This window comes from Stenotrophomonas maltophilia group sp. SKK55 (assembly GCF_057179845.1).
On the sequence record NZ_JBXUHP010000018.1, the window covers coordinates 859830 to 881500 of the forward strand.

20 protein-coding genes are annotated in these 21671 nt (G+C 67.0%); 8 read left to right on the plus strand and 12 right to left on the minus strand.

The window, feature by feature from the left end; all coding sequences use genetic code 11:
- Positions 1-79: 79 nt before the first annotated feature.
- The 7 genes from AC2A1N_RS13020 to murJ form a co-directional block, all read right to left on the minus strand.
- A complete protein-coding gene (locus AC2A1N_RS13020; RefSeq protein ID WP_484372461.1) occupies positions 80-745 on the minus strand; it encodes a lysoplasmalogenase in 666 nt (221 codons plus the stop codon).
- Positions 742-2625 (minus strand): M61 family metallopeptidase, encoded by a 1884-nt coding sequence (locus tag AC2A1N_RS13025; RefSeq protein WP_484372463.1) that lies wholly within the window; start codon positions 2623-2625, stop codon positions 742-744. The genes AC2A1N_RS13020 and AC2A1N_RS13025 overlap by 4 nt, the downstream gene beginning before the upstream one ends.
- Positions 2626-2789: 164 nt before the next feature.
- Positions 2790-3740 (minus strand): 4-hydroxy-3-methylbut-2-enyl diphosphate reductase, encoded by a 951-nt coding sequence (gene ispH / locus AC2A1N_RS13030; RefSeq protein ID WP_242893937.1) that lies wholly within the window; start codon positions 3738-3740, stop codon positions 2790-2792.
- 27 nt (positions 3741-3767) lie between these two features.
- Positions 3768-4292 carry a signal peptidase II gene (lspA, locus tag AC2A1N_RS13035; protein ID WP_005415709.1) on the minus strand — a complete coding sequence of 175 codons (525 nt, stop codon included), beginning with the start codon at positions 4290-4292 and terminating at the stop codon, positions 3768-3770.
- A complete protein-coding gene (ileS, locus tag AC2A1N_RS13040; protein ID WP_484372466.1) occupies positions 4292-7123 on the minus strand; it encodes an isoleucine--tRNA ligase in 2832 nt (943 codons plus the stop codon). The genes lspA and ileS overlap by 1 nt, the downstream gene beginning before the upstream one ends.
- Positions 7120-8067 carry a bifunctional riboflavin kinase/FAD synthetase gene (locus tag AC2A1N_RS13045; protein ID WP_069139084.1) on the minus strand — a complete coding sequence of 316 codons (948 nt, stop codon included), beginning with the start codon at positions 8065-8067 and terminating at the stop codon, positions 7120-7122. The genes ileS and AC2A1N_RS13045 overlap by 4 nt, the downstream gene beginning before the upstream one ends.
- A gap of 75 nt (positions 8068-8142) precedes the next feature.
- Complete coding sequence (gene murJ, locus AC2A1N_RS13050) at positions 8143-9747, minus strand: murein biosynthesis integral membrane protein MurJ (RefSeq protein WP_095377769.1); 1605 nt, start codon at positions 9745-9747, stop codon at positions 8143-8145.
- Between the two features lie 117 nt (positions 9748-9864).
- Here murJ and rpsT point away from each other — a divergent pair, with 117 nt between their 5' ends.
- Positions 9865-10134, plus strand: a complete 270-nt coding sequence (rpsT, locus tag AC2A1N_RS13055; RefSeq protein WP_005408560.1) for a 30S ribosomal protein S20 — start codon at positions 9865-9867, stop codon at positions 10132-10134.
- Between the two features lie 217 nt (positions 10135-10351).
- Here rpsT and cgtA read toward each other — a convergent pair whose 3' ends face one another.
- From cgtA to rplU, 3 genes are all read right to left on the minus strand, one after another.
- Entirely contained in the window at positions 10352-11404 is a 1053-nt protein-coding gene (gene cgtA, locus AC2A1N_RS13060) for an Obg family GTPase CgtA (protein ID WP_484372468.1), read from the minus strand.
- 177 nt (positions 11405-11581) lie between these two features.
- A complete protein-coding gene (gene rpmA, locus AC2A1N_RS13065; RefSeq protein WP_005415704.1) occupies positions 11582-11845 on the minus strand; it encodes a 50S ribosomal protein L27 in 264 nt (87 codons plus the stop codon).
- An 18-nt stretch (positions 11846-11863) separates the two neighbouring features.
- Positions 11864-12172, minus strand: a complete 309-nt coding sequence (gene rplU, locus AC2A1N_RS13070) for a 50S ribosomal protein L21 (RefSeq protein WP_005408557.1) — start codon at positions 12170-12172, stop codon at positions 11864-11866.
- Positions 12173-12489: 317 nt separating this feature from the next.
- Here rplU and uvrA point away from each other — a divergent pair, with 317 nt between their 5' ends.
- The 3 genes from uvrA to AC2A1N_RS13085 all read left to right on the plus strand — a co-directional run bounded on the left by uvrA (position 12490) and on the right by AC2A1N_RS13085 (position 16706).
- Positions 12490-15483: an excinuclease ABC subunit UvrA gene (gene uvrA / locus AC2A1N_RS13075; protein WP_484372470.1), complete on the plus strand. Its 2994-nt coding sequence runs from the start codon at positions 12490-12492 to the stop codon at positions 15481-15483.
- On the plus strand, positions 15483-15890 hold the full coding sequence (locus tag AC2A1N_RS13080) for an acyl-CoA thioesterase (protein ID WP_061480767.1): 408 nt from the start codon (positions 15483-15485) through the stop codon (positions 15888-15890). Before uvrA ends, AC2A1N_RS13080 begins: the two co-directional genes overlap by 1 nt.
- Before the next feature lie 90 nt (positions 15891-15980).
- Positions 15981-16706 carry a hypothetical protein gene (locus AC2A1N_RS13085; RefSeq protein ID WP_061480768.1) on the plus strand — a complete coding sequence of 242 codons (726 nt, stop codon included), beginning with the start codon at positions 15981-15983 and terminating at the stop codon, positions 16704-16706.
- A 72-nt stretch (positions 16707-16778) separates the two neighbouring features.
- Here the strand turns inward: AC2A1N_RS13085 and AC2A1N_RS13090 are convergent, their stop codons facing one another.
- Positions 16779-17225, minus strand: a complete 447-nt coding sequence (locus tag AC2A1N_RS13090) for a copper chaperone PCu(A)C (protein WP_154350394.1) — start codon at positions 17223-17225, stop codon at positions 16779-16781.
- Positions 17226-17259: 34 nt separating this feature from the next.
- Here AC2A1N_RS13090 and AC2A1N_RS13095 point away from each other — a divergent pair, with 34 nt between their 5' ends.
- The 4 genes from AC2A1N_RS13095 to AC2A1N_RS13110 all read left to right on the plus strand — a co-directional run bounded on the left by AC2A1N_RS13095 (position 17260) and on the right by AC2A1N_RS13110 (position 20994).
- A complete protein-coding gene (locus tag AC2A1N_RS13095; RefSeq protein ID WP_134968499.1) occupies positions 17260-18036 on the plus strand; it encodes an enoyl-CoA hydratase/isomerase family protein in 777 nt (258 codons plus the stop codon).
- A 96-nt stretch (positions 18037-18132) separates the two neighbouring features.
- On the plus strand, positions 18133-19053 hold the full coding sequence (tesB, locus tag AC2A1N_RS13100; RefSeq protein WP_429000375.1) for an acyl-CoA thioesterase II: 921 nt from the start codon (positions 18133-18135) through the stop codon (positions 19051-19053).
- Between the two features lie 4 nt (positions 19054-19057).
- Positions 19058-19552, plus strand: a complete 495-nt coding sequence (locus AC2A1N_RS13105; protein ID WP_061480375.1) for a hypothetical protein — start codon at positions 19058-19060, stop codon at positions 19550-19552.
- 224 nt (positions 19553-19776) lie between these two features.
- Complete coding sequence (locus AC2A1N_RS13110; RefSeq protein ID WP_478486544.1) at positions 19777-20994, plus strand: RNA polymerase sigma factor; 1218 nt, start codon at positions 19777-19779, stop codon at positions 20992-20994.
- Positions 20995-21045: 51 nt separating this feature from the next.
- Here the strand turns inward: AC2A1N_RS13110 and AC2A1N_RS13115 are convergent, their stop codons facing one another.
- Positions 21046-21606 (minus strand): EF-hand domain-containing protein, encoded by a 561-nt coding sequence (locus AC2A1N_RS13115; RefSeq protein ID WP_061480377.1) that lies wholly within the window; start codon positions 21604-21606, stop codon positions 21046-21048.
- Between the last annotated feature and the right edge of the window lie 65 nt (positions 21607-21671).

Sequence of the window (21671 nt, forward strand, 5' to 3'; positions counted from 1 at the left end):
ACGCAAAGAGGGGACGGAGGGGATTAAGTCGTTTGCGCCTTGGTGCCGTCTGCGACTTAATCCCCTCCGTCCCCTTTTTCTATTTCACCGAACGGGCGATGGCGTACTGCGCGCCGTAATAGGTGGACAGCACCAGCAGGCTGGCCAGCTGCAGGCCGCCGGCGAAGCGGTCCCAGGCCAGCAGCGAATCGCTGGCGACGAACAGCAGCGCACCGGCGGCCGCCCAGCGGGCGCTGCTGGCTTCCATTGCATCGGTTTGCGGTCGCCGCCACTGGCGTGCGAGCGCCAGCACCGCCATCGAGGCCAGCACCACTACGTATGCCAGCACCGGAATGCGCATCGGTGCGGGCAGGTGCGGCCACAGCCCAAGCACATTGAGTACAGCGAACGCACCGAGCAGGATGCTGGCTGCGAGCAGGCCACGCCCGACACGCAGGCCCTCACGGAAGGCGACGATGTAGCAGAGGTGCGCCAGCAGGAACGCCACCAGCCCCGGTACGAACGCGTCCATCGGCAACATCAGCGCGATGTCACCCACGCACGACAGCAGCATGCCGGCCAGCACCGCGCGCCGGTAGGACGGCCGCGCAGGATCACGCACCCGCCAGGCGATGGCAGCGATCAGCAGCGTGGTCGCCGGCTTCGCCAGCCAATGCAGCCAGCGCCCGTCACCGTGCAGGAACGCGCCGATGATGGCGAGGACCGCCATCAGAAGGATCCCGACGTCGCGCACGCGCGCTGTCATCGCGCCTTCCACAGATCCGCCAGACGGTCAGGCTTGCCGGCAATGCGCTCCAGCACCGGATACTGCAGGCCACCGTGGTAGTCGATGTTCATCGTCTCGATGCGGTCGAACTGCTTCACCAGCAGCACGATCGGCGCCTTGTCCTTGGCCGCCGTCGCCACCGCATCCTTCAAGCACTGGCTGCTGTACTCGCGCCCGCCGACCGCGATCACCTTCATGCCGGGTGCAAGACCGGCGTTGAACGCCGGGCTGTCCCAGATCACGTCGCCGACCACGCCGCTGTCGAGCACGGTCGCGCCCAGCGAGTACGCCAGCAACGCCGCCTTGGCGCGTTTCTCCTGTGCCTTGTAGGCGTCGTTCGGGGTATCGCGGTAGACCAGCTTCCAGCCCGCCAGTTCCAGCCCCCCGGTCAACGCGCCGTGGCCGTCCAGGCGCCCGCGCAGGAACGTCGCCCAGTCGTAGCGCGCGATGCCGTTCAAGGTCGCCACCACGTCGTCGAAGGTGTACGGGTTGACGTCCCAGTCGCCGTTGCCGACGCCGAAGAACGCACGCGCGAAGTCATCCAGGCTGCGACGGTTGCCGCTCAGCGCGCGCAGCTTGCCCTCCACTTCCAGCCACAGCATCTGGCCACCGGAGTAATAGTCTTCGCTCATCTGGTAGTTGCGGTACGGCAACGTGCGGCGCTGGGCGATGGTCGGGTCGTTGGTGGTGTCCTGCAACGGCCGCCAGGCCAGGCCCGGGCGGCCGCGATCATAGGTCGCGGCCACATTGGCCAGCATGTCGCGTGCCTGCGCGACCGACCACAGCCCAGAGCGCGCCGCCAACACCTGCCCCCAGAACTGGGTCTGCCCCTCGTATACCCACAGCAGGCTGTCACCCATCGGCGTGTTGAAGTTGGCGGTAGCCAGGTCAGCGCCACGGCGGTATTTGCCGTTCCAGGAATGGGTGTACTCGTGCGGCAGCAGATCGCGCATCCAGGCGTTGTCGTCCCACTCGGTGAAGTAACCCGGGTCGGCGCTGTTCTCGCTGGAGCGGTGATGCTCCAGGCCGATGCCACCAAGACGGTCGGTCAACGCCAGCAGGAATTCATAGTGGTTGTAGTGACGCGCACCGTAGAGCTTGTCCGCCTGCTGCACCAGCGCGCGGTGCATCATGATCTGCGCCTCGCTCGGCTTCAGCGACTTGGCTTCGTCGGCAAACACATTGAGGTGCACCGGCACCTTCGCGCCCGGATCGAGATCGATGCGCTGGTAGTGCTCGCCAGCAAACAACGGCGAATCGACCAGATGGTCATACGAGATCGGCTTGAACACCACGGTATCGCCGTCGCGGCGCGCGGTTTCCAGCGCAGTGGCAAACGACCAGCCCTTGGGCAGGGTCACGCTGGCCTGCGCCTGCAGGTCGCGTGCATCGACGCCGGCCGGATACAGCGAGTTGGCATTCCACTGCAGGTTGAGCATCTCCGGGGTCATCACCACCCGCCCCTGGCTGCCCCCCTGCGAGGACAGGAAATCGAAGTGGGCGACGATCTCGCTGACGCCCTCGGGCACGTCCACCTTGAACGCATAGACGTTGTACTGGTCGCGCTGCCAGGCCAGCGGCTTGCCGTTGGCGGTGACACGCAGGCCGGCCAGTTTGTCGATCGGGCCAGTGGGTGAATGGTTGCCGGGAATCCACTGCGGGTACAGCAGGGTCATCGGGCCGGGCTTGGCCGGCACGGTGGCAGTCACCTTGAAGATGCGCCGGGCCAGGTCACGCGCATCCACATCGATGCGCAGCAGTCCTGGGGCTGCGGCATCACCCGATGGCGAGGCCTGCGCCAGCGCGGGCGTGGCGGCCAGCGCGAACAGCAACGACATCGCCAGGGCTCGGGTCTTCATCGGCAACTTCCAGCAGCGGAGAATCCTCCGATGCTAGGCCTGTGCGGTGCCCTGCCCCATGGCCAAAGGTCATGGGCGGTGCGCCCATCAGTGCATGCCAAAGGCGTGCGAACCAAGGTTCGCACCCACCTTGTGCAGTTCTCACCTACCAGAGCCAGGCCGGGTCAGTCGACCAGGCGCAGACGCAGTTCCTTCGGCAGCGCGAACACCATCGATTCCGGCTCGCCGTCCAGCTCGGACACGCCACTGGCACCCAGCTCGGCCAAGCGTGCCAGCACTCCATCGACCAGCACCTGCGGTGCCGAGGCGCCGGCAGTCACGCCGATGTGCTGCTTGCCCACCACCCACGCCGGGTCGATCTCGTGCGCACCGTCGATCAGGTACGACTCCACACCTTCACGGCGGGCCAGTTCGCTCAGACGGTTCGAGTTGGAGCTGTTCGGCGAACCGACCACCAGCACCAGGTCGCAGCGCTTGGCCAGATCGCGTACGGCGTCCTGGCGGTTCTGCGTGGCGTAGCAGATGTCGTCGTTCTTCGGGCCCTGCATCGCCGGGAAACGCTCGCGCAGCGCATCGATGATGCCGCGCGTATCGTCCACCGACAGCGTCGTCTGGGTGGTGTAGGCGAAGTTGTCCGGCTGGTTGATCTGCAGCGTGGCGACCTGCTCGACATCCTCGACCAGGTAGATCTGGCCGGTTCCGGCTTCGCGGTTCCACTGGCCCATGGTGCCTTCCACTTCCGGGTGACCGGCATGGCCGATCAGCACCACGTCACGGCCGGCACGGCAGTGGCGGGCGACCTCGAAGTGGACCTTGGTCACCAGCGGGCAGGTCGCATCGAACACCTTCAGGCCACGACGCTCGGCTTCCTGGCGCACGGCCTGCGAGACGCCATGCGCGCTGAAGATCACCGTGTTGTTGTCCGGCACTTCATCGAGCTCCTCGACGAAGATCGCACCGCGCTGCTTCAGGTCGTCGACCACGAAGCGGTTGTGCACCACTTCATGGCGGACGTAGATGGGCGCGCCCAGCGTTTCGATCGCGCGCTTGACGATCTCGATCGCACGATCGACACCGGCACAGAAACCACGCGGGTTGGCGAGCAGCACATCCATCAGTTCAATCTCCCGGCAGCGGCCGGCTTACGGTTTCGGATTGGCATTATCCGCCTTTTTGGCGGACTTGCCGTCGAACAGGCCAAACAGGGCGATGCCGATGGCACCCACCACGATGGCCGAGTCGGCGATGTTGAACGAGGGCCAGGTGTAGCTGCCCACGTACCACTGGATGAAATCGACCACGTGGCCGTGCACCTGGCGGTCGATCACGTTGCCGATGGCGCCGCCGATGATCAGTGCATACGGCACTGCGGCCTTCCAGTTGCCGCGGGCGGTGCCGCGCAGCCACCAGGCCATCAGGCCGCTGATGGCGATCGCCAGCGCGGTGAAGAAGTACTTCTGCCAACCACCGGCGTCGCTCAGGAAACTGAATGCCGCGCCGGTGTTGTAGGTGCGGTACCAGTTCCAGAAGCCGTCGATGACCACCACCGGCTGGAACTCCGGCAGGCTCGACAGCACCCAGGCCTTGGACCACTGGTCCAGGCCGATGATGGCCGCCGACAGCAGCAGCCAGACCAGGGCGTTCGGATGCGGACGGGACGCGGCCATCAGAACCAGCTCCGCACTTCGCCGGCGCCGGTCACGTTGCTCACGCAGCGGCCGCACAGTTCCGGATGGTCGGCGTTGCTGCCGACGTCGGCGCGGTGGTGCCAGCAGCGCACGCACTTGGCCTTGGTGGTCGGCTGGGCGCTGACGAACACCTCGTCGGTGGTCGCCGGGCGCACCTGCACGTCGCCACTGATGAACAGGAAACGCAGTTCATCGGCCAGCGGCTGCCAGCGCGCGGCCTGCTCTTCGCTGGCGGCGATGGTGATCTCCGCTTCCAGCGCGGCACCGATCGCACCGTTGGCGCGCATCGGCTCGAGTACCTTGGCCACCTGCTCGCGCACGGCCAGCAGCTGGTCGAAGTCAGCGGCATTGAGCTGGGCATCCGCCGGCAGCGGCGCCAGGCCGTCGTACCAGGTGGTGAACAGCACATGGCCGGCACGTTCGCCCGGCAGGTAGCCCCACAGCTCGTCGGCGGTGAAGGTCAGGATCGGCGCCATCCAGCGGGTGAATGCTTCCGCGATGTGGTACATCGCGCTCTGTGCCGAACGGCGACCGTGCGAATCGGTCGGCATGGTGTACAGGCGGTCCTTGGTCACGTCCAGGTACAGCGAGCCCAGGTCCACGCTGCAGAAATTCAGCAGCAGCTGCACGATCTCGGCCATGTTGTAGCCGTCGTAGGCCGCCTTGATCTTTTCCTGCAGCTCCCACGCGCGGTGCACGATCCAGCGGTCCAGCGCGACCATCTGTTCAAGCGGTTGCAGGTGCTGCGCCGGATCGAAACCGTCCAGGTTGCCGAGCAGGAAGCGTGCAGTGTTGCGCAGGCGACGGTAGGCGTCGGCGTTGCGCTTGAGGATCTCCTGCGACAGCGACATCTCGTTGCTGTAGTCGGCCGAGGCGATCCACAGGCGCAGGATGTCCGCGCCCAGCTTGTTCATGATGTCCTGCGGCTCGATGCCGTTGCCCAGCGACTTGGACATCTTGCGGCCGTGCTCGTCCACGGTGAAACCATGGGTGAGGCACTGCTTGTACGGCGCGCGCTTGTCGATCGCCACGCCGGTCAGCAGCGAGGACTGGAACCAGCCGCGGTGCTGGTCGGAGCCTTCCAGGTACAGGTCGGCCGGCTTGCCGAAGCCACGCGCGGCGAGCACGCCTTCATGGGTCACGCCCGAATCGAACCAGACGTCGAGGATGTCGGTGACCTTCTCGTAGTCGGCCGCTTCGGCGCCGAGCAGCTCGGCGGCGTCCAGCGAGTACCACACGTCGATGCCCTCGGCTTCGACGCGGTCGGCGACCTGCTGCATCAGCTCCACCGAACGCGGATGGATCTCGCCGGTCTGGCGATGGGTGAACAGTGCGATCGGCACGCCCCAGGTGCGCTGGCGCGAGATGGTCCAGTCCGGGCGACCGTCGACCATGCTCTGGATGCGCGCCTTGCCCCAGGTCGGGAACCAGCCGACAGTGTCGATCGCAGCCAGCGCATCGCTGCGCAGGTTGGCCTTGTCCATCGAGATGAACCACTGCGGGGTGGCGCGGAACACCACTGGCGTCTTGTGGCGCCAGCAGTGCGGGTAGCTGTGGCGGATCGGGTGGAAGGCAAGCAGCGCACCGTTGTCGCGCAGCACGCCGACGATGGCCTCCTGCGCCTTCCACAGGTGCTGGCCGGCCAGCACCACCTCACCGGCCGGCGGGGTCGATTCCAGGTACACGCCACGGCCGTCGATCGGGGTCACCTGCCCGGCGTTGTACTTGTCCAGCAGGCCGTACTTCTGGCTGACCACGAAGTCTTCCTGGCCGTGACCGGGGGCGGTGTGCACCGCACCGGTACCGTCCTCGTCGGAGACGTGGTCGCCGATGAGCAGCGGGATGTCGCGCTGCGGATAGAACGGATGCGCCAGCAGCTGGTTCTCCAGTGCCGCGCCGGTGGTTTCACCGTGCAGCACCACGCTCTCGACGTCGTAGCGCTGCAGCGCGCGCTCGGCCAGCGCGGCGGCCAGCACCAGCCAACGGCGCTTGCCGTTGTGGGCCGGGCCTTCGGCCAGCACGTAGTTGATTTCCGCACCCAGCGACACCGCCAGCGAGGCCGGCAGCGTCCACGGCGTGGTGGTCCAGATCGGTACGGCCACTTCGACGTCGGCCGGCACGCCCACGCCGAACGCCTGGCCGATGGCCTGCGCGTCACGCGCGGCGTAGGCCACGTCGATCGCCGGCGATTCCTTTTCCTGGTACTCGATCTCGGCCTCGGCCAGCGCCGAGCCACAGTCGAAGCACCAGTACACCGGCTTGGCGCCACGCACCAGGTGGCCGTTGGCCACGACCTTGGACAGCGCACGGATCTCGTTGGCTTCGAAGTCGAAGCTCAGGGTCTTGTACGGGTTGTCCCAGTCGCCGGTCACGCCCAGGCGCTTGAAGTCCACGCGCTGGATGTTGATCTGCTCTTCGGCGAACTCGCGGCACTTCTGGCGGAATTCGACGGCGTCGAGCTTGGTGCCGACCTTGCCCCACTTCTTTTCGACCGCGATCTCGATCGGCAGGCCATGGCAGTCCCAGCCCGGCACATAGGGCGCATCGAAGCCGGCCAGGTAGCGCGACTTGACGATGATGTCCTTCAGGATCTTGTTGACCGCGTGACCCAGGTGGATGCGGCCGTTGGCGTACGGCGGGCCGTCATGCAGCACGAACAGCGGGCGGCCGGCGGCGTTGTCACGCAGCTGCTGGTAGAGCCCCTGCGCTTCCCACCGCGCCAGAATGCCCGGCTCGCGCTTGGGCAGGTCGCCGCGCATCGGGAATTCGGTGGCTGGCAGGTTCAGGGTGGTCTTGTAGTCCTGGCTCACGCAGTGGCTCGCAATCTATGTTCGGAAAGGAGGGCGCGCGCCTGTTCGGCGTCGCGGTGCATCTGGTCGGTCAGTGCCGCCAGATCATTGAATTTCTCTTCGTCGCGCAGCTTGGCGACAAACTCCACGTCGATGTGGCGCCCGTACAGGTCGCCCTGGAAATCGAACAGGTGGGCCTCCAGCAGCGGCTCCACGCCGTCCACTGTCGGCCGGGTGCCGAAGCTGGACACCGACGGCCACGGCTGGTCGAACACGCCGTGCACCCAGGTCGCGTAGATGCCCGACAGTGCCGGGGTCTTCGGGAAGCGCAGGTTGGCGGTGGGGAAGCCCAGCGTACGGCCAAGCTGGCGCCCGCGCACCACCCGCCCGCTGATCGCGTAGGGGCGGCCGAGCAGGTCGTTGGCGCGGGCGAAATCGCCCCCCTGCAGCAGCTGGCGGATGCGGGTGCTGGAAATGCGCTCGCCATGCAGGTCCACCGCTTCAATCTCGCCGGCGCTGAAGCCCAGTTCGGCGCCCATCTCCTGCAGCAGTGCCAGATCACCGCGGCGGCGGTTGCCGAAGCAGAACTCCGGCCCGATCCAGACTTCGCGGGCGCCCAGCCGGTGCACCAGCAACTGGCGCACAAAGGTCTCGGCCGGCATCGCCGCCATCGCGGCATCGAAGCGCAGCAGGCCGATCGCATCGACGCCGAGCTCGCGCAGGATCTCGACCTTGCTGCGCGCCAGGGTCAGCCGCGGCGGCGGCGTGCCCTGCGCGAAGAACTCACGCGGCAGCGGTTCGAATGCCACGGCCACTGCGGCCACGCCCAAGGCGCGCGCGCGGGCGACCGCGTGGCGGACCAGCGCACGATGGCCCAGGTGGAGGCCGTCGAATGCACCGATACAGACCACGCTTCCGTTGGGGAACAGCTCCCCGCCCTCGACGCTTCTGAACAGCCTGCTCATCAACTCTCGTTCCGGCCCGACCGGGGCCGCCGCTTCAATGGTGTAACCCTGAAGTATAGCCGCCACGGGCCGCGATCAATGCCCGCGCAGGTCGCGCGGGCGGAAGCCCATCGCCAGCATGGCCACCGCATAGGTCGCGCCGCCGCCGCCGACCAGCAACGCCAGGGCACCGATCCGCTCCCACACACGCATCGCGGAGAAACCCGGCAGCCAGTGCAGCAGGGCCAACAGCACGCCAACCATGGCCGCGCAGGCCAGCACCAGGCGCAGCAGATAGCCGCCCCAGCCTGGCCGGCGCTGGTAGACATCGGTCTTGCCCAGCCAGTACCAGAGCAGGCCCAGGTTCAGGTAACTGGACAGCGCGCTGGCGATGCCCAGTGCCAGGTGCAGGCCCGGCTGCTTGCCGATCGCCGCCATCACGCCCTGCGCCTTCAGCGCGTCGGGGACCATCACCTGGTACAGCACGGCCAGCAGGGCGAAGTTGAACACCATGTTGGCCACCAGCGCCGCCACCCCGGCGCGCACCGGGGTCTTGGTGTCCTGGCGGGCGTAGAAGGCCGGCAGCACCACCTTCAGCAGGGCGAATGCCGGCAGGCCGAAGCTCAGGCCGTACACCGACAGCGCGGTCATGCGGGTGTCGAAGGCGCTGAACTGGCCGTGCTGGAAGATGGTCGCGATCAGCGGCTCGGCCAGCAGCAGCAGGCCCAGCATGGCCGGCACCGAGATCAGCAGGGTCATGCGCAGGCCCCAGTCCAGCGAACGCGAGAAGCCCTCGCGGTCGGTGCTGACATGGTGGCGGGCCAGCGCCGGCAGGATCACCGTCCCCAGGGCCACGCCGAACACGCCCAGCGGCAGCTCCAGGAAGCGGTCAGCCAGCGACAGCCAGGACTGCGAGCCGTCGGTCAGCTTGGCCGCGATCACCGTATCCAGCAGCAGGTTGATCTGCGCCACCGAGGAACCAAACAGGGTCGGCACCATCAGCGTCATGACCTTGCGCACGCCCGGGTGGCGCCAGCCCCAGCGCGGCAGGGTCAGCAGGTTGATGCCCTTCAGCGAGGGCAGCTGGAACAGCAACTGCAGGATGCCGGCGGCCAGCACCGCCCAGCCCAGCGCCAGGATCTGCTTTTCCGGCGTACCGCCCAGCCGCGGTGCCAGCCACAGCGCGCCGGCGATCATGCACAGGTTGAGAATGACCGGGGTCAGCGCCGGCATGGCAAAGCGCTGGAAGCTGTTCAGCGCACCACCGGCCAGTGCGGTCAGCGAGACGAACAGCAGGAACGGGAAGGTCAGGCGGAACAGGTCGACCAGCAGGCCCTGCTTGACCGGGTCGGTATCAACGCCACTGGAGAAGACCGAGGCCAGCTGCGGCGCGAAGATCAGCGCCAGTGCGGTGACCAGCATCAGCACCCCGCCCAGGGTGCCGGCGGTACGGGCCATCAGTTCGCGCAGCTCGGCGTGGCTGCGGGTTTCCTTCACTTCCGTGAACACCGGCACGAAAGCGGTGGCAAAAGACCCTTCGGCGAACAACCGGCGCAGGAAATTGGGTACTCTGAAGGCGACCCAGAAAGCATCAGTGATGGCGTTGGTGCCGAACGTGGTGGTCACCACGAAGTCCCGGACAAGTCCGAGAACGCGCGAGACCATGGTCATGCTGCTGAACGACAGCAGGCCCCGCAACAACTTGGGTGAACTCACTCAGCGTCCCTCTTGACAATCGACTTGACGTGCATTTCTTACGCCATCATACTAGCTAGCTTGCTGTTCCCATAACACCGATTTTTTCAGGAAACCACCACCGTGGCCAATATCAAGTCCGCCAAGAAGCGCGCCAAGCAGACCGTCGTGCGCAACGCGCGCAACGTGGCTCAGCGCTCGATGCTGCGCACCGCTGTCAAGAAAGTGATCAAGGCGCTGGACGCCAACGATGCCGCCGGCGCCGAAGCCGCCTTCGCCGTTGCCCAGCCGATCCTGGATCGCTTCAGCGCGCGTGGCCTGATCCACAAGAACAAGGCTGCTCGCCACAAGAGCCGCCTGAACGACCGCATCAAGGCCCTCAAGGCCGCCTGATCCGGCGTTGCCGCCCTGCCCTTCGGGGTTGGGCTGCAGACAAAAGCCCGGCCCCGGCCGGGTTTTTTGTTGCCTGCGGTTTCCACCCTGTAGAGCCGAGCCCATGCTCGGCTGGCCGCGCGAACAGCAGCCGAGCATGGGCTCGGCCCTACAGAAGAGCGGCAGCCCAAAAAAACCCGGCCAAAGCCGGGTTTTTTTGCACGGAACCACAACGCCATCATTGCGCGTCGCGGGCTTCCTGCTCTTCTTCCTTCTGGCGATCGAAGAAGGCCATGATCCGGCTCATGATCGGGAAGGTGCCTTCGCGACCCAGTGCGGAGACCAGGAACCACGGCTCCTTCCAGCCCAGCTCGGCAACGATCTGCTCGGCCGCAGCCTGCGCCTCGTCTTCGAACATCAGGTCAGCCTTGTTCAGCACCAGCCAGCGCGGCTTTTTCAGCAGTTCCGGGTCGTGCTTCTCCAGCTCGCGCTCGATCGCACGCACCTGCTCCACCGGCGAGATGCCGTCCACGCCCCCTTCCATCGGCGAGATGTCCACCAGGTGCAGCAGCAGGCGGGTGCGCTGCAGATGGCGCAGGAACTGCGCGCCCAGGCCGGCGCCATCGGCCGCGCCTTCGATCAGGCCCGGAATGTCGGCGATCACGAAGCTGCGGTGGTTCTCCACCTTCACCACGCCCAGGTTCGGGTACAGCGTGGTGAACGGGTAATCAGCCACCTTCGGCGTCGCCGCTGAAACGGCGCGGATCAGGGTGCTCTTGCCGGCGTTGGGGAAGCCCAGCAGGCCGACATCGGCCAGCAGCTTCAGCTCCAGCTTCAGCGTGCGCTCCTCGCCCGGCTCGCCCGGCAACGCCTGGCGCGGCGAGCGGTTGGTCGAGCTCTTGAAGTGCATGTTGCCCAGGCCGCCACGACCGCCCTTGGCCACCAGCAGGCGATCGCCGTGCCGGGTCAGGTCGCCGATGACTTCATCGGTGGCCACGTTGATCACCACGGTGCCGACCGGCACGGTGATGGTCAGGTCTTCGCCGCCCTTGCCATAGGCCTGGCGGCCCATGCCGTTCTCGCCGCGCTGCGCCTTGAAGATGCGCTCATGGCGGAAGTCGACCAGAGTGTTCAGGTTTTCGTCGGCGCGGATGTACACGCTGCCGCCCGCACCGCCGTCGCCGCCGTCCGGGCCGCCGAGCGGAATGAACTTCTCGCGACGGAAGCCAATGCAGCCGTTGCCGCCGTTGCCGGCGAACACTTCGATTTCTGCTTCGTCTACCAGTTTCATTGTTTCGATGCCTGCGATGGGCGTGGCCTGCCGGCCGCCGCCTTGAATGTTATGCCTGCCGATGGCCGGCAGCCCGGCCTGGCCGGTCTTGCGTCCACTCTAACGAAAAGCCCCGCCGAAGCGGGGCTCTTCATGCAGCACTCCCGTGCCGGGGCACGGGTGCCGGCGATGCCTGGATCAGGCGTCGGCCGAGACGATGCTGACGGTGCGACGCTTCTTGGCGCCCTTGACCGAGAACTCCACCTTGCCGTCCACGAGGGCGAACAGGGTGTGGTCACGGCCCAGGCCAACGCCCGAACCCGGGTGGAACTGGGTGCCGCGCTGACGCACGATGATGTTGCCGGCTTCGATGGCCTGGCCGCCGAAGATCTTGACGCCCAGGTACTTCGGGTTGGAGTCGCGACCGTTGCGCGAGGAGCCTACGCCCTTTTTATGTGCCATGACTGCTTCTCCTGATGCTTAGCCGGCGATGCCGGTGATCTCGATTTCGGTGTAGTACTGACGGTGACCCTGACGCTTCATGTGGTGCTTGCGGCGACGGAACTTGATGATCCGGACCTTGTCAGCACGACCCTGGGACAGGACCTTGGCGGTGACGGCAGCGCCCTTCAGCGCATCGCCCAGCTTCACGCCGTCGCTGTCACCCAGCATCAGGATGTTGTCAAACTTGATCTCGCTGCCGACTTCGACTTCGAGCTTTTCAATGCGGAGCTTTTCGCCCTGCGCCACGCGGTATTGCTTACCGCCGGTGACCAGTACTGCGTACATGACCAGGCCTTCCTCTGTAGTTATTGTGGTCTGAGCTGCCGCCATCGAGGGCGGACAGGAGCGGGATTGTACGCAGAACATCGGGCGCGGGTCAAGTCAACCCCTGGACGGCCTGGGGGGCCCGGCCGGAACGGGGTCAGATCCCTTTTCACGTTGTGAAAAGGGATCTGACCCCTGCCTGTCGGCCTGTCTCACAAGGTGAGACACCGGGCTGGCATTGTCGCCCATTGCCCCCATCTGGTCACCTCGGTAGGCTGACCGATTGCCGTTCCCTGCTGGCCCGGCACCCAGCCAACGCCCCCACAACCGGATCCCCCATGGCGATGGATTTCATCCGCATCCGCGGCGCGCGGACGCACAACCTGAAGAACCTCGACCTCGACCTGCCCCGCGACAAGCTGATCGTGATCACCGGCCTGTCCGGCTCGGGCAAGTCCTCGCTGGCGTTCGACACCATCTATGCAGAAGGCCAGCGCCGCTATGTCGAGTCGTTGTCGGCCTATGCGCGCCAGTTCCTGAGCGTGATGGAAAAGCCGGACCTGGATCACATCGAGGGCCTGTCCCCGGCGATCTCGATCGAGCAGAAGTCGACCTCGCACAACCCGCGTTCGACGGTCGGCACGATCACCGAGATCTACGACTACCTGCGCCTGCTGTACGCCCGCGTCGGCACCCCGCGCTGCCCGGACCACGGCTACCCGCTGGAAGCACAGACGGTCAGCCAGATGGTCGACCAGGTGCTGACCCTGGACCCGGAACAGCGCTACATGCTGCTGGCGCCGGTCATCCGCGACCGCAAGGGGGAGCACGCGCAGGTATTCGACCAGCTGCGTGCGCAGGGTTTCGTGCGCGTGCGCGTGGACGGCGAGCTGCATGAGATCGACGCGGTGCCGCCGCTGGCGCTGCGCCAGAAGCACACCATCGAGGCGGTGATCGACCGCTTCCGCCCGCGCGAGGACATCAAGCAGCGCCTGGCCGAGAGCTTCGAGACCGCGCTGAAGCTGGGCGACGGCATGGCGTCGGTGCAGAGCCTGGACAACACGGAAACCGCGCCGACCCTGTTCTCCTCCAAATACTCCTGCCCGGTCTGCGATTACTCGCTGCCGGAACTGGAGCCGCGCCTGTTCTCGTTCAACGCACCGATGGGCGCCTGCCCCGGCTGCGATGGCCTGGGCATGGCCGAGTTCTTCGATCCCTCGCGCGTGGTGGTGCACCCCGAGCTGTCGCTGGCCGCCGGTGCGGTGCGCGGCTGGGACCGCCGCAATGCCTACTACTTCCAGCTGATCGCTTCGCTGGCCAAGCACTACCGGTTCGACGTCGACGCGGCCTGGAACTCGCTGCCGGACAAGGTGCAGCAGGCCGTGCTGTACGGCAGCGGCGACGAAGCGATCACCTTCACCTACTTCACCGAAGCCGGTGGCCGCACCCAGCGCAAGCATCGCTTCGAGGGCATCATTCCCAACCTCGAGCGCCGCTACAAGGAAACCGAATCGCCGGCGGTGCGCGAAGAGCTGTCCAAGTACATCAGCGAACAACCCTGCCCGGAATGCCATGGCGCGCGCCTGAACAAGGCTGCACGCAATGTGTTCGTGGCCGACCGCCCGCTGCCGGAGCTGGTGGTGCTGCCGATCGACGAGGCGCTGAAGTTCTTCAGTGAGCTGAGCCTGCCGGGCTGGCGCGGCGAGATCGCCGCGAAGATCGTCAAGGAAATCGGCGAACGCCTCGGCTTCCTGGTCGACGTGGGCCTGGATTACCTGACCCTCGAGCGCAAGGCCGACACCCTGTCCGGTGGCGAGGCGCAGCGCATCCGCCTGGCCAGCCAGATCGGCGCCGGCCTGGTCGGCGTGATGTACGTGCTCGACGAACCGTCGATCGGCCTGCACCAGCGCGACAACGAACGCCTGCTCGGCACCCTCACCCGCCTGCGCGACCTCGGCAACACGGTGATCGTGGTCGAGCATGACGAGGACGCGATCCGCCTGGCCGACTACGTGCTGGACATCGGCCCGGGCGCGGGCGTGCATGGCGGCGAGATCGTCGGCCAGGGCACCCTGCAGGACATCCTGGAGGCACCGCGCTCGCTGACCGGCCAGTACCTGTCGGGCAAGCGCGCGATCGAGATCCCGGCGCGCCGGCACAAGCCGAACCCGAAGATGACCCTGCACCTGCGTGGGGCCAGCGGCAACAACCTCAAGGGCGTGGACCTGGCGATTCCGTCGGGCCTGCTGACCTGCGTGACCGGAGTGTCCGGCTCCGGCAAGTCGACCCTGATCAACGACACCCTGTTCTCGCTGGCTGCCAACGAGATCAACGGCGCCTCGCACCCGATCGCCCCGTACAAGGAGATCGATGGCCTGGACCTGTTCGACAAGGTGGTGGACATCGACCAGTCGCCGATCGGCCGCACCCCGCGTTCGAACCCGGCCACCTACACCGGCCTGTTCACTCCCCTGCGCGAACTGTTCGCACAGGTGCCCGAAGCGCGTGCACGCGGCTACTCGCCGGGCCGCTTCAGCTTCAATGTGCGTGGTGGCCGCTGCGAGGCCTGCCAGGGCGATGGCCTGATCAAGGTCGAGATGCACTTCCTGCCGGACGTGTACGTGCCGTGCGATGTCTGCCACGGCAAGCGCTACAACCGCGAGACGCTGGAGATCCTGTACAAGGGTTTCAATATCAACGACGTGCTGGAAATGACCGTCGAGGATGCGCTGAAGCTGTTCGAGCCGGTGCCGTCGATTGCACGCAAGCTGGAAACGCTGGTCGACGTCGGCCTGAGCTACATCAAGCTGGGCCAGAGCGCGACCACGCTGTCCGGTGGCGAAGCGCAGCGCGTGAAGCTGTCCAAGGAACTGTCGCGCCGCGATACCGGCCGCACCCTGTACATCCTCGACGAGCCGACCACCGGCCTGCACTTCCACGACATCGAAGCGCTGCTGGGCGTGCTGCACAAGCTGCGCGACGAAGGCAACACGGTGGTGGTGATCGAGCACAACCTGGACGTGATCAAGACCGCCGACTGGATCGTCGATCTGGGTCCGGAGGGTGGCCACCGCGGCGGCACCATCCTGGTCACCGGCACGCCGGAAGACGTGGCGGCCTGCCCGCAGTCGTACACCGGCCAGTTCCTGGCCCGCATGCTGCCCTCCACCAGCGCGCGCCCCGAGCAGCCGGCCGCCGTGGCCAACAAGCCCGACGCCCGCCCCCCGCGCAAGGTGAAGCCCGAGAAGCCGGCCAGGGTGGCGAAGAAGGCCGTGGCCGCCAAGAGCACCGGCAAGGCCAGCAAGAGCACGTCGAAGAAGAAGGACGCCTGATGAGCAGCGAACACAAGATCCTGGCCCGCATCCCGATCAGCGTGCGCTGGCGTGACATGGACAGCATGGGCCACGTCAACAACGCCAAGTACATTTCCTACCTGGAAGAAGCGCGCGTGCGCTGGATGCTCGGCGTGGACGGCGTGTCGATGACCGACCGCATCGCCCCGGTCGTGGCCGCGACCAACGTCAATTACCGGCTGCCGATCGTGTGGCCCAACGACATCGTGGTCGAATTGTTCGTCGAGCGCCTGGGCAACAGCAGCGTGACCATCGGCCACCGCATTGTCGACCAGCAGGACGCGTCGAAGCTGTATTCCGACGGCAACGTGGTGGTGGTCTGGATGGATACCCAGACCGGCAGGAGCGCGCCGCTGCCTGAGGCGATCCGCAGCGCTTCCACCTGAAGGTAGTGCCGGCCGCTGGCCGGCAACCTCCAGACGCTTCGCGCATGCCGGCCAGCGGCCGGCACTACCGAATCCATTCAAAGGACTGAGATGATCCACCAGACTGAACTGCGCGACCTGCTGCCCGGCATGGTCCCCTTCCCTACCGATGTCTTCCCCGCCGACCAGACGTGGCTCGGCAAGCACCTGCTGCCGCTGCTGAAGATCGACCTCGGTGTGCTGCGCCCGGAACTGGCCGGCCAGGTGGCAACGATGCTGTGCCCGATCGAGCCGTACGACGGCTGCATCGGCGAAACCACCGAAGAACACCACAACGATTTCACCGGCACCAACTGGATCGCCTTCGAGCTGACCACCGGCAACCAGATGCGCTTCCTCGGCAACGAGGGCTATTTCATCGGCGACGCAGTACAGGACAAGGACGCGCAGGAACACATTGCGCAGATGCGCGACAGCTACGCCAAGGCCCGCCACTACCACGCCACGCATGGCCGCCTCGCCTGCTACTCGCGCTACGGCAAGGGTGAGGCCAGCGAGCGCGATTATCTGGATACGCTGGGGGGACAGATTTCCTGTGGCAACTGGATCGAAACGGCCGATATTCCGGCCGCCTTCACCCTGGAATTCACCGACGCCGCCAACGACCGGCATGCTCCAGATGATGCCGAACTGGCGATCATCCGCCGCGATGGCCACAAGTTCTTCGCCGTCGCCGAAGTCGCCGGCTACAACTGGTGCGCCACCGGCCCCGACGCGATCGTGATGCTGTATGAGCCGGTAAGCCGCACGGTGCTGTTCTCGTACGACTGGTCGTAAGACCCTGCGGTAGTGCCGGCCGCTGGCCGGCATTTCCTGTGCTGCCGGCCAGCGACCGGCACTACCCGACCGTCATTTCGCGGCCTTGCGCACGGTCAACGCCGCACTCGCTTCGCCGCCGCCTTCCAGCTGCAGCCGCAGCGGTACCGCCTGCCCCTCCTTCAGCGCGCCCTGGCCCTGCATCAGCATCAGGTGCAGGCCACCGGGCTTGAGTTCGGCACGCGCGCCGGCTGCCAGCGGCATGCGCTCGATCGCACGCATGCGGCTGACCCCATCGACAATCGTGGTCTCGTGCAGCGACACGTCGCCGAAACTACTGCTGGTCGCACCGGTGATCACCACCGCCCTGCTGCAGCCGTTGTGGATCACGCCATAGCCGGCAGTCATGGGCATTGCCGGATTCGGTGGCAACCGCGCCCAACCCTGCTCCATCGTGACGCAGCGTGATTCCGCAGCCGAAGCCGATGCTGCGGCCGCACACAGCACCCACAGTACGCCAACGAATGGTTTGGTTATCATCGCCCAGGTTCCTTCTTCGCAACGAGACCGCAGCATGACGACGCTCATCGAGGTGATCAACCACGGCCCCATCCGCGAACTGCGCCTGGCGCGGCCGCCGGTCAATGCACTGGACACCGATCTGTGCCGGCAGTTGATCCATGCCATCGAACTGGCCATGGCCGAAGACGCGCACGGCATCGTGCTGTCGGGCAGCGAGCGCATCTTCACCGGTGGAATGGACGTGCCGCACCTGCTCTCGCATGGCGATGACAAGCACAGGCTGCTGGACACCTGGAACGCCTTCTTCGGCGCGGTGCGCACGCTGGCCGAGAGCCGTATCCCGGTGGTCGCGGCGATCACCGGCCACGCCCCGGCCGGCGGCTGCGTGCTGGCCCTGTGCTGCGACTACCGAGTAATGGCGCGCAGCGCCGATCCGTCGCGGCCGTATGCCATCGGCCTGAACGAGGTGCAGGTGGGCCTGATCGCGCCGGAGGGCATCCAGCGCCTGCTGCGCCGTGCGGTTGGCGTGCACCGCGCCGGCGTGCTGCTGACCACCGGTTCGCTGGTACCGGCCGAACAGGCGCTGCAGATCGGCCTGGTCGACGAGCTGGCTGAGGGCGACCTGGTGGTGGCCCGCGCCGTGGCCTGGCTGCAGAACCTGCTGAAGCAGCCTCGGCAGCCGATGCTGCTGACCCGCGCCATCGCCCGCGCCGACCTGCACGAAGCGCTGCACCCGGACCTGATCCAGCTCGACCGCTTCGTCGACGCCTGGTTCGCCCCGGACGCACAGAACGCCCTGCAGGCCCTGGTCGCCCGGCTGGGCAAGTAGGCGGTTGGGGCATCGCGTGGCATCGGGGTCAGATCCCTTTCGCCAGGCGAAAGGGATCTGACCCCTGACCGGTATAATCGGGGCCTCTTCACTGCTGTGGCCGCCCCCTTGAACGACACGCCCGAACCCGTCGTCTCCGAGCTGATCGACCTGCTCACGCTGGAGCGGCTGGAGGACAACCTGTTCCGCGGGCAAAGCCGCGACATCGGCACCAAGTACGTGTTCGGTGGGCAGGTGCTGGGCCAGGCACTGGCTGCGGCGCAGGCCACGGTCGACAACGGCCGCCACGTGCACTCGCTGCACGCCTACTTCCTGCGCGCCGGCAACATCGACCACCCGATCGTCTACGACGTGGACCGCACCCGCGATGGAGGCAGCTTCTCGGTGCGACGGGTCACCGCGATCCAGCACGGCAAGGTGATCTTCTTCTGCGCGGCCTCGTTCCAGCAGGCCGAGACCGGCGCCGAGCACCAGCACAAGATGCCCGAAGTGCCGCAGCCGGAAGACATCGAACCGAACCGGCCGCTGCCGGCCGAAGTGCTGGAACGCCTCCCGATCAAGGTGCAGCGCTGGCTGTCGCGTGGCGGCCCGTTCGAGTTCCGCCACGTCTACCCGCGCGACGAACTGAACCCGCCCAAGCGCCCGCCCTACCACCAGGTGTGGCTGCGCCTGAGCGAGCCGGTCGGCGATGCACCGGAGCTGCACCAGGCGCTGCTGGCCTATGCCTCCGACTTCCACCTGCTGGGCACGGCAACCTTCCCGCACGGCATCAGCTACTACCACCCGCACGTGCAGATGGCCTCGCTCGACCACGCAATCTGGTTCCACCGCCCGTTCCGCGCCGACGACTGGCTGCTGTATTCGCTGGACAGCCCCAGCGCGCAGGATTCGCGCGGCCTGGCCCGCGGCCAGTTCTTCACCCGCAACGGCGTGCTGGTGGCCAGCACCGCGCAGGAAGGCCTGATCCGCGTCGTTCCTGACCAGGCCGCGGCCACTGCCGTGCCGGCCAAGGAGTAAACCCATGCGCCAGATCTTCAGCAGCCAGCGCGTGGAAACCGTCGAAGGCGTGGCCGAGCTCCTGCGCGGGCATGGGATCGAGGTCAAGGTGACCAACGGGCGCTCGTACAAGACCCGTCGCCGCGGCCAGTTCAGTTATACCGACCTGGGCAACGCCAACGCCTATCCGGCGGTATGGATCGTGCGTGCCGACGACCAGCCTCGCGCGCGCGAAATCCTGCGCGAGGCGCGCCTGCTCGACACTACCCGCCGCGACCACCCCACCGCCGAATTCGCCTTCCGCGACGCGGCGGAACCGGGCAGCGGCGGCCGCAGCTGGGCCTGGCGCATCCGCATTGCCCTGCTGGTGGTGATTGCTGGCGTGGCGTTGGTCATCGGCCTGCGCCATCGTGGTGCCCCGGCACCCGCCCCGCAGGCCCAGCCGCAGCAGGCGCAACCGGCACCGCAGGCCGCCCCGGAAGAGGACGAGGTCCGGGTCCGCATCCAGCCCTCCAAGTAAGAGGCGGTAGCGCCGGGCCATGCCCGGCGAGCGCAGCGGCCTGTCAGCAGGGCCGCGACTTCACCGTAACCCGTCAGGATTGGCCCCCCCTTGTTGTTCAAGGGGGCGCGCCAACGGCGCGGGGATGAGGTGGAATGCGCGGACCGCAGATGCATCAGCATCTGCGGTCACACTTCGCGCGCGGCTCCGTCATGGGACACAATCCCAGCAGGAGAGCTGCCGCCATGACGACGTTCGCCGCATCGATCGACCAGACCCTGGAACGCGAACTGCCCGCCGCCGCCAGCGGTTGCCAGCACGCCTACGGCCGCATCGTGCTGGCCTGCCAGAACACGGTCACCGCCATCGCGCTGGCCATCACCCGGGACCGCCAGGCCAGCGAGGACATCGCCCAGGAGGCCTTTGTGAAGGGCTGGCAGCAGCTGCACCAGCTGCGCAGCGCGACCAGCTTCCTGCCGTGGCTGCGGCAGATCACCCGCAACCTGGCCCGCGACTGGCTGCGCGCCCAGCGTGGCCGTCCACTGACCGGCGAGGCGGCCGAGGTGGCGATGGGCATGGCCGCAGATCCGTCCCCGGGCGCAGCCGATCGCCTGCAGCGGGTGGAGGAAGAAATCGCCGCCGAGGACATCATCTCCACCCTGCCCGCCGACAGCCGCGAAGTGCTGTTGCTGTACTACCGCGAAGGCCAGCGCTCGCAGCAGGTGGCCGACCTGCTCGGGCTCAGCGACGCCGCCGTGCGCAAGCGCCTGTCGCGCGCGCGCGCGCTGGTGCGCGACGGCCTGCTGCAGCGCTTCGGTGAATTCGCCCGCAGCAGCGCGCCAAGCGCCGCCTTCGCCACCGCCGTGGTGTCGATGATGCTGGTGGCCGCGCCCGGCACCGCCAGCGCCGCGATCCTGCTCGGCACCGGCGTCGGCATCGGTGGCAGCAAGCTCGGCCTGGGCGGCGCCAGCGTAGCCGGTGGTACCGCAATGGGCACCCTGACCGCCACGCTCGGCCAACTGCATGTGCTGCCAGTGTCAAGCTGGGGGGCGATCCTCGCCGGTGTCGCCGGCGGCGCGATCGGCAGCTACCTCGGTGCACGCTTCCTGATGTCCTATACCGAGACCGAACGCGAACGCGCGCAGGTTCGGCACTTTGTCCGCCTCAACACCGGTACAGGCCTGGTCTGGTGCCTGGCGATGCTGCTGGCGGCACTGTTGCAGGCTCCGATCTGGAGCCAGATGCTGCTGCTGGCATTGGGCCTGGGTGTGGTCAACTACCAGTGCCTGGTGCCGCTGCAACGGGTGATGGCGCCGATGATCGCGCGCGATTCGGCGCGGCGTGGGCGCCGCGGAACCAACTGGAAATTCGAATCCATGTACGGTCGCACCGGCATCATCGGGGCGAACCTGCTGGTGATCGCCCTGGTGGTGTATGTGCTGATGCGCAACGGCCACTTGTAACCGACAACGCCGGCACTGCGCCGGCGTTGTCTCCGATCACCGCATTGACGCTCAGCGCTGCGGCTTCGGTGCGCCGCCATCGCGTGGACCGCCCTGGCGCGGGCCGCCGTGCATCGGGCCCTTGGCTGCGTCGAACTCGGCCTTGCTCAGCTGGCCGTCCTTGTTGGTGTCGGCGGCAGCGAACCAGGCATCACGATGCTGCTTCATGCGCAGCTCGCGGTCGGCCTTGTCCAGGTAACCGTCCTTGTTGAGGTCGAGCCGGTCGAAGCGCGCAGCCAGGCGCGGATCGGCCTTGGCCTCGTCGCGGCTGATGCGGCCGTCCTTGTTGACGTCCAGCCTGGCCCAGCGCTCACCGCCGTGGCCACGGCGGCCATGCTGCCAGCGCGGCAGCTCATCGCGCGAGAGCTTGCCGTCCTTGTTCTTGTCCAGCTCGTCGAACTTCGCGGCCAGGCGCGGATTGGCAGCCGCCTCGCTGCGGTCGATCACGCCGTCGCCATTGGTGTCCAGCTTGGCCGGGCGCTGCGCCGGCATGGCCGGGGTGTCGGCGGCCAGCGCGATTCCGGAAGCGGAGGTGCCCAGCAGCAGGGCCAGCAGCAGGGGGGTACGGATCATGAGGTCACTCCTGGGGATGGGAACAGCGTCGGGGTGATCACTTCACCCTCGGGGGACAACAACGC